The organism is Geomicrobium sp. JSM 1781026 (genome assembly GCF_041949955.1).
Lineage (GTDB): Bacteria > Bacillota > Bacilli > Bacillales > Marinococcaceae > Geomicrobium_A.
Genome location: NZ_JBHFQF010000002.1, coordinates 478,841 through 486,770, shown reverse-complemented (window position 1 = coordinate 486,770; position 7,930 = coordinate 478,841). Strand labels below are relative to the sequence as shown.

General features: G+C 47.5%; 9 protein-coding genes. All 9 read right to left on the bottom strand.

Going from position 1 to position 7,930, the window contains the following annotated elements; all coding sequences use genetic code 11:
- Positions 1-251: 251 nt before the first annotated feature.
- From ACE1TF_RS05325 to yhfZ, 9 genes are read right to left on the bottom strand one after another with little or no spacing between them, the layout of a single operon-like run.
- Positions 252-410 (bottom strand): hypothetical protein, encoded by a 159-nt coding sequence (locus tag ACE1TF_RS05325; protein WP_375014911.1) that lies wholly within the window; start codon positions 408-410, stop codon positions 252-254.
- A gap of 57 nt (positions 411-467) precedes the next feature.
- On the bottom strand, positions 468-1,649 hold the full coding sequence (locus ACE1TF_RS05320; RefSeq protein WP_375014909.1) for a phosphopentomutase: 1,182 nt from the start codon (positions 1,647-1,649) through the stop codon (positions 468-470).
- Positions 1,650-1,651: 2 nt separating this feature from the next.
- Positions 1,652-2,788: an alanine racemase gene (locus ACE1TF_RS05315; RefSeq protein ID WP_375014907.1), complete on the bottom strand. Its 1,137-nt coding sequence runs from the start codon at positions 2,786-2,788 to the stop codon at positions 1,652-1,654.
- A 3-nt stretch (positions 2,789-2,791) separates the two neighbouring features.
- Positions 2,792-3,889, bottom strand: a complete 1,098-nt coding sequence (locus tag ACE1TF_RS05310; RefSeq protein WP_375014905.1) for an aminotransferase class V-fold PLP-dependent enzyme — start codon at positions 3,887-3,889, stop codon at positions 2,792-2,794.
- A gap of 3 nt (positions 3,890-3,892) precedes the next feature.
- Positions 3,893-4,801 (bottom strand): phosphotriesterase family protein, encoded by a 909-nt coding sequence (locus ACE1TF_RS05305; protein ID WP_042403892.1) that lies wholly within the window; start codon positions 4,799-4,801, stop codon positions 3,893-3,895.
- A 15-nt stretch (positions 4,802-4,816) separates the two neighbouring features.
- Positions 4,817-6,106, bottom strand: a complete 1,290-nt coding sequence (locus ACE1TF_RS05300; RefSeq protein ID WP_375014903.1) for a YhfT family protein — start codon at positions 6,104-6,106, stop codon at positions 4,817-4,819.
- Positions 6,107-6,121: 15 nt separating this feature from the next.
- Complete coding sequence (locus ACE1TF_RS05295) at positions 6,122-6,484, bottom strand: DUF2620 family protein (RefSeq protein ID WP_042403890.1); 363 nt, start codon at positions 6,482-6,484, stop codon at positions 6,122-6,124.
- A gap of 12 nt (positions 6,485-6,496) precedes the next feature.
- Entirely contained in the window at positions 6,497-6,838 is a 342-nt protein-coding gene (locus ACE1TF_RS05290) for a PRD domain-containing protein (RefSeq protein ID WP_042403889.1), read from the bottom strand.
- A gap of 55 nt (positions 6,839-6,893) precedes the next feature.
- A complete protein-coding gene (gene yhfZ / locus ACE1TF_RS05285; RefSeq protein ID WP_375014901.1) occupies positions 6,894-7,826 on the bottom strand; it encodes a GntR family transcriptional regulator YhfZ in 933 nt (310 codons plus the stop codon).
- Between the last annotated feature and the right edge of the window lie 104 nt (positions 7,827-7,930).

Sequence of the window (7,930 nt, the reverse complement as noted above, 5' to 3'; positions counted from 1 at the left end):
AAAGGTTTATATCCGTCGACGCCTTCTAGATACTCTCGGACGACACGCGCTTTTAAATCATCACTATATTTAGTCATAGGAACACCCCAAACGTTAGTTTTAGCTCTAACTTTTGGGGTGCAGCACCCGTTTTTTGACCACCGTTGTTGCACTTATGCTCTGGAGTACAAGCATCCGCCTGAAGTGGAAAGCAACAACAGACTACGCAACGAGGAAAATGTTTAGTTCATTCTATATAGATCGCCAACCTCCTAGAAATTCCAAAAAACGAGTGTAGGTCTCACGACCGGCTTCCATAAACGGCTGTATGCAACGAGAAGTCCATCGATTGGAATTATAATGAGGCCAAACCGTTCATTGATGAGTGATTTTGTTTCCAATTCAACCATTTTGTAAATACAATTGCTCATCCTTGGAGCACGTCGACCGGTTCTCAGGCCTTGCAAAAACGGCGGAAATCCTGCACCTCATTCCATGTTATTTGTATGTTTTATAATCTCCCCTAAAAAGCTGCTACCAGATTCGGTCGCTTGTAAATGAAAGTACTCAGCAAGTGTGGCGCCAATGTCGGCCATCGTTGTGCGAGTGCCGATAGAGACCGGAGAAATTTGTTCACCGATGACGAGGATAGGTGTATATTCGCGGGTATGGCGGGAATGCCCAATCGTTGGGTCATTGCCGTGATCAGCGGTAATGATTAAAATATCATCAGAGTTCATGAGGTCAAGGAAACTTTCTAACCACTGATCGACCGTCTCGAGTACACTCCGATACCACTGAACATCTTCGGCGTGACCTGCGAGGTCCGTTTCTTGGACATTCACAAGGAAGGCAGCATCAGTATGTGCCTTCTCATATTGCTCAACTAATGTTTGTAGTACGTTGCTCGTATCCACAACAGGGTTGGCGTACCCACCACCGTGCAAAACGTCTGCGGTTTTTCCGATACGAAACACGGGAAGTTGTTGCTTTTCGGCAATGGACTGAAATTGTCCGGCCATATTTACGCCATATCCCATATGATAAACTTCGTACCCTTCTCCATAAACACCGGATTTGGGTGTGTCTACGCCCCATTGCCCAGGTTCGTTTTCTTTCACGACAGACAGAATACGCTCAATCGACGTGTTCGGTCCTCCAAAGGCGATGACCCGACTCACATCCACCGATTCACGAACGCATCGACCAATATTTCTTACCTTTTCAAACGAAATTTGCTGTAGATCTGCAGTTACGTTAATGATGTTGCCATATGCTGATTCTAGGTTGTCACCGATCAACACGAATTGTTCAACGAGCAGAATTGGGCAATCGTCCCACGGATACCGGACATCGTAACCGGCTCTTGTAAGTGCTGTGGCAATCGTTTGATGAACATCCTTCATCAGTCTTTGTTGCGGGCGTTTCGGGATCGTCCCGACCAACTCTTGATGCCCCATATACGTATCAGCACCCCAATGAGCCAATGCCGATTGCCCGTAGGCGGCCACTTTACTCGGCTTCCCTTCCGTAACAGCGGTTAGCCCCAACCGATGTAAAGCAGGTAGCTGAGCACCGACGTGCTTGCACGTATTCGCACCTGAATCTGGTGAATCCTCCATCGCACCGACACCAAACCCGTCCAACACGAGCAACGTTGCTTTCGCCACGTCTAATACCTCCTTTCAAAATGGACAATTTTTGGTTTGCCTGCTTGGATCCCGCTCACGAGAGCAACATTTGCACGGGTCACGAAGATTTGCGTTCGGAAAGCATACACGACGCTTTCCCCAGGGGCATAGTCTTCGTTTTCATCTAGAGAGCCGTAATAATCGATATACCCAATCTTCGGTTGCTTCGCCCGTACGGTTCGTAAGTCACGGCTCGCCGTCCCTACACATGCGCTTTCAATATTGCCGCGCTCGTAGAACCCTCCCCCAATGACATAGTGGTCGTGGGATACTTCGCTCACATAAACAATGCTTGGTTTTTCTTCCAGCTGAAAGTTCACCGCATGGGACGGCGTCGTTCCGGTCAACGCATGGCCTGGCTCACCGTGTGTCACCCCTAATTCTTTGAGCATCGGGATCGTCTCACAACTCGTGGCACTCGGTGCATTCACCTGCCTGACATCAATGCCTTCGTCTTGCAATAACGCCACCGCGCGATGCAACGTATGAACATTCGTCGTCGGCACCAGTTGTTGATTCTCTTTTAATTCAAGAGCAGGGAACGATGTGACCCCTTCGATACGAATGCCAGGTAGTGCGAGAAGTTGTGGCAATTGTTCAGCTAAGTGCGCCAACTGAAACCCGCCTTCTTGAGATGGGTAAACACGGTCTCCGCGCTCAATGACGCGCAACAATACAGGTTGCACGATGCCAAGAGATACGGCTGCCGCTGACACTTGCGCGGCACGAGCTGCCGAAAAAACGGTGACCACTTCCAGGTTCATCTTCAAAAGGTCCGGCCATTGATGCTTGCCTGGTTGAACGAGATGTCCGGCGTGACCGACGGCGATTCCGCTCTCGTGTAGCCGGCTGGCTTCGTTCCATTCCACGGCGACCGCTTTTTGAATGCCGTGATTGGCAATCCATTGTGCAAGCTTAGGAATACGCCCGAGCTGCTTTGTCATAAAGTATAATGAGAAATCATGCTCTCGTGCCTTTTCAGCAAGAGCTCGCGTATTCGCGGCAACCGTATCCATATCAATTACATACGTGTTCGGTGGAATATCTGCCGCTTGGTGAAGATCTACAGCTGAATGAATAAGATTTGGGTTTCTTTTTTTTGTCGCTTCGAGAAACATGAGCTATTCCTCCTGGACATCATCTAGCGCACGACGCAGGATATCTAAAATATGTTGTGCGTGAGATTTCATCGGATTGATGCGCAAACCGTAATCTGCCAATTCGGGGTGAGAGGCAATAAAACTGCCGGATACCCGGTAAACCATAGGCAAAATTTCATATCGAGATTCAGCACCGACAGGGTAGACAGCTGCGCCATGCACCCCACTACGCTCGATCACTCGTTTGGCGATGGGGGCCTTTAATTCAACAATGACGTTTTTCGATTGCGCATTCGTCATGTACGCCGCCCTCACCTCAGGAATTACCCCATCATTTAGTTGTTTGTGCAACGCTTCGACTTGCTCGTTCTGTACCGCAAGTGACACAGGGGCAAACGTCATCATTCGCATCAAGTCAAGCGCTTCAGGCCCTTGGACTTGCCCTCCACCCGAGTAATTCCGTTCATGAACGACATCGATTCCTTCACGCTTTCCGACGATCACACCAATCCCTTCAGGTCCGAGCACTTTAAAACCAGAAAACGTTGAATAATCAGCGCCAAGCTCCACACCAATGGCAGGAACTTTCAAGGAACAATAATTATCATCCGTAACAATTGGCAAATTGGGAGACACTTCTCGCACGGTTTGAATGACCCTTTCTAAGTCATACGTATCTTCTGGTTGTTGACGAGCATGTTGTATATAAAACAACTGCGCTTCTTGATTCCTTAGTACCGTCTTCAGCTTCTCTGTATCGTGAAAATCAACAACAACCGCGTGAAAGCCTAACATACGAAAGGTTTCTTTCGTCGTTGTGTACATCGGTGCATCATGGACGAAAATCGTATCCCCCGGGTTTAAAAGCGCCGCCAAAATTGTCCGAATGGCGCCTGTCCCTGACCCACGGACGAGTGCCGCCGACTGACTTTGAAAGAAGTCAGCTAACATGCTTTCCACTTGTACGGTTGTCTTTGGTCGCTTGAACTTCGGGTGTACGCCCCGATCGCCGCCTTGAAAAATCGTCTCTCCGTTAAAATGGCGACTCATCGTTTCGACCAAACGAAATTGCATATCTTTTGCTTCTTCGATACTAAGCGTTCGTAAAATAGATGACATCCGTCACGACTCCTTTATAGAAAAAGCGGAAGCAGGATTGTCGACAAATAAATTTCTTATTTCCTCGTTTGTAAGTCCTGCGGACAATAAGCGGGGAACAAAACCTTCAAGTACAAGCCCGTACCCGGGTCCACCATACTTCTTCCAATGTGATTTTCTCGTAAGGTCTGCTGAAAGCAACACTTGCGACCCAAACCCTTGATCTAACAATTCAAGAAGGCTGTCGAGACGGTCTTCGTCTGGACGATAATTCGTCTTTCCAATCGTATCAAAAGCCACATATGCACCCGCCTGTACCGCATAAAGAACGGATAAAAAATCTGTATTCAAATCTTGATGACCGATGATGACTTGGGACATCGGCACGCCAATCTGATCAAACAAATCGATCTGCTCTCGTGCAAGCGTTCCGAGTGTTGTATGTGTCGTTACAGGTAAACCTGTCTCGATGGCAGCCATCCCAGCTCCTCGTAGGAGTTGCTCTTCGATCGGCTTCATTTCCTCATGACTCGTACCGACTTCACCAATGACGCCCGGAAAAACACCGTCAATACCTGTACGAATTTCCGAAACGATGTGACTGGCAAACTGTTTTGCCCCCCATCCTGCCGTAAATTCCGGTAGATAAGGATCTTTATAAAAGCCTGTGCTCGCAATAATCTTTACACCAGTTTCTCGGCTCAAGTCGGCAAGCAGGGGCGTATTCCGCCCCATGCCATCATTGGTTACTTCTACCATTGATTCTCCGCCTGCCTCACGAAAGGCGATTAACTCTTTGACCATCCCGTCCGGATCATCCAAGCAAGTATCCGGGTCTTTTTTCATCCTCGATAAATCAATTGTCAAGTGTTCGTGCGCTGCACAAACCCCTAATTCTTCTGGCGTAATTCGCCCTGTCACCGTTTGGATCAACGTTCATCGCCTCCTTTACATCAGCCCAATGACTGCGAAAATGTTTGCAAGTATACCGATGGCAATCGCACCAATGGGTCCAATGGCCATGCCGACGATCGGTCTACCTCCGGCTTCATTCAACAAGTACAAGCCGGCAATAAAGAAGAAACCAAAGCCTGGCATAATGGCATTCGCGGCATTCGCACCACCAATGAGAAGCGCCACTTCTAACACTTTCGTCATCGCTGAACGGATATTCTCTCCAGAATTACGGATGCCCGGATATTTATCCATAAAGCGGGCGATCGCATTGAGTAAGAATACTTCACCCATAATAACGAGTGCACCAATAACCGCCGCCACCCATACATTCGGTGCGAACAACCCAACAACGAACACGAGCGTAAATCCAACTGGACTGTACACCCCAGTCACAATGGCAGTACTCGCAACAAGTGGAATAAACCCTAGTGCTCGAGCTGCCGCCGCTATTCCGGCATCTGTTTGATTTCCTTCAGCAAGGACACTTAGTGAAATGGGGTCCCCTGCCATTAACCACATGTTCGTCGCAGCTGCGATGAGTCCACCAATAATCATGAAATAAATAACATGTTGTTTTATGCGTTTTACTTTTTCGCTAAAGACACTCGCCAAATCAATGCCAGAACCACCTTCTTCTGGCTTTTCTTTCATCGCAAAGACGAGCAGGAAGGCCATCCCGGCAATAAGCGCCATCCCTTCCTGGTTCAAAGCGACGACCGAATCTCCAAAGGCAATAAGCTCGTTTTCATTAAGCCAAACAGCAAGTTGTCTGACAATCGCTGCAACCGCAAAGGTCACGATACCTTTTTTAATGCCAAATTGGAACGCAACCGCTAAGGCTGGGAATACCATGAACGCAACAACGACCGGGTTTCCGACCTGCTCAAGCGGTTCAAGGAAATTCACAGGTAAGTATTCGAACAGTTGTACAAATGCTTCAAGCCCAATAAGAATCCCTGCTCCATATGCACCCCCGACGGCAGCTGCCACAGCAGTGCCCCATCGGTTTTTCGGTGTCATCAGACCGATAATATCGGTTCCTAGAAAGATGGCATGAACGAGGATAATACTCGCCGCTAACGTAAATGGAATTCCAAAGCCAATCACGAGCCCAAAACTCATCGCAAAAGCAGTTAACCCAAGGTCACGTCGACTCATCGTCCCTTCAATATGCTCAGAGACGATTGGACGCAACCCATCGTTAAAGACCGCAATATTACGATTGGAAAGAAGTGCACCGAGTGCACCAATCAATATGATGATAATCATATCCATCCCCATTGTAATGACCCTCCTTTAGCATGATTTTGCTTGTAAAGCGTTCATAATCATCTGAACAGCATCCCGCTTATGATCCGCAGTGAATCCAAACGCCTTTTTCCCTGCATTCACCGCTTCTTGAATCTTCTGTTCATTCGGTTTTCGTCCAGGCATTGATACCGTCTCACATTGCGGACCACCTAAAATGGCTCTCGCCATCGCTAAGGCACCCCCACCACCTGTTGCACACGCCCCAACGTAGTAGTCTGCAGCACCCGACTTCACTGCCATTGCCGCCTCTACATCTGACTTAACAACCGTTTCTACATCCCCGCCAAACTCTTTGACGAGCGCTTCTACTTCTTTCTTGTCCACTTGTCCACCAATCACTACTTTCATTCGTAACGCCTCCTATTGATTGAATAGTGTTGCATAATGAATTTTAAGAAAAATGCGTTCCTCTTCAGGCAAATTACTACCTACTTGTTCTTCAATCCACACCAGTTCGTTTTGTATTTCCGGTTTTATACTCATTGCTTCTACTTCTTTAACCAATGCAGGCGCTGGCTTATCCAGCTCCTCCCCGCGCTCCATGCGGGTCAATGCAGTTGCCAGATGCGTGACAAGCATCGTGACGTGATCCGTAGATGCGTTCTTCGGTAAGCGATCTGCGGCTTTAGACGTAATGCTCGCCGCCTTTTGGCTAATCACATCTCCATTTAGAAGAAGTTCCAATCGTTCTTGAATACTCATGACGTCTCTCCTTTCGTTTTGTTCAATGTACAGTATTTTGTATATTAATCATAAATTAATATCGAGGATGCCGGCTACCCTTTTCTACTTCAAGCTGTACTTGTTGTACCCGCAATGCAACTAATTGACCGACTCTCTTTTCCACCTCTTCATTCGTTCCATCAACGACAAGAACCGCTTCGCTAATGCGATTCGCTAACTTCCCAGCTTCTGTTGTTTGAAAAGGCATCCTGTGGACACTAGGCTCAAGACGCAATTCATCTTGGTTCCAAATTGCTGCATCAATCACTCCTTCACGAAGTAATTCAAAAAGTTGCATATAATTGGCTTCATAATACGTCACGTCAATTCCTGCACACTCATGCTCGGTAAGAACAAATTGATCTGGTGACGAATAGTCAATCCCTACCCTCATGCCCGCTTCAATCTGTTTCTTGCTCGGATCGTGCAAAAAGACTTCATGGCCTGACACGTAGCTTCCTTGACCAAACAAAACAGACATGTTCAACGAAGCATCTTCACCCACCATCTGCTCAGCAGCCATACGAGACATAATGGCAAAATCATATCTGCCGGACTTCAAGGCTTCCATACGTTGGAACGCCCCGCGCATATACGCAAGATTGGTTCGAACATTCTGTTCATCAAACGCTGCGATCAACCCTGTTGCCAAACCTTCGTACTTTCTTGAGTACGGCAAAGGCATGACACCGACAAGCGGACCGATACCTGCTACCTCGAGCAACTTCGGCATATCTTTTTGGACGACATATGTACCTAAATGTCCCCTCGCTTCAAACCCAACCGCACGGATATTTTCTAACAAACGCAGCGCTCCTTGAACGGTGCCCCTGCCCATTGAAAACTCTGCTACCAGATCGGTAACCCTCGGAATGCGGTCTCCTACTTCCAAATGAACAAGTTTCTTTGCAATTTGTTTAGCGGCAAATCCATTCTTTGAATAAAGTTGTTCCCAGATGCTGTTCATTGATCGCCCACACTTTATATTTTCATATTGTAATATACATTTTATAGTATTCTGTATATTAATGCTAGGTTGATTTTATTCCACCTATTTCACTGCGACGACAC

Excerpts from the sequence above, each read along its gene's own strand:
- ACE1TF_RS05325 (WP_375014911.1), bottom strand. The coding sequence starts at position 410 with ATGAGCAATTGTATTTACAAAATGGTTGAATTGGAAACAAAATCACTC.
- ACE1TF_RS05315 (WP_375014907.1), bottom strand. The coding sequence starts at position 2,788 with ATGTTTCTCGAAGCGACAAAAAAAAGAAACCCAAATCTTATTCATTCA.
- ACE1TF_RS05310 (WP_375014905.1), bottom strand. The coding sequence starts at position 3,889 with ATGTCATCTATTTTACGAACGCTTAGTATCGAAGAAGCAAAAGATATG.
- ACE1TF_RS05300 (WP_375014903.1), bottom strand. The coding sequence starts at position 6,106 with ATGGGGATGGATATGATTATCATCATATTGATTGGTGCACTCGGTGCA.
- ACE1TF_RS05295 (WP_042403890.1), bottom strand. The coding sequence starts at position 6,484 with ATGAAAGTAGTGATTGGTGGACAAGTGGACAAGAAAGAAGTAGAAGCG.
- ACE1TF_RS05290 (WP_042403889.1), bottom strand. The coding sequence starts at position 6,838 with ATGAGTATTCAAGAACGATTGGAACTTCTTCTAAATGGAGATGTGATT.
- yhfZ (WP_375014901.1), bottom strand. The coding sequence starts at position 7,826 with ATGAACAGCATCTGGGAACAACTTTATTCAAAGAATGGATTTGCCGCT.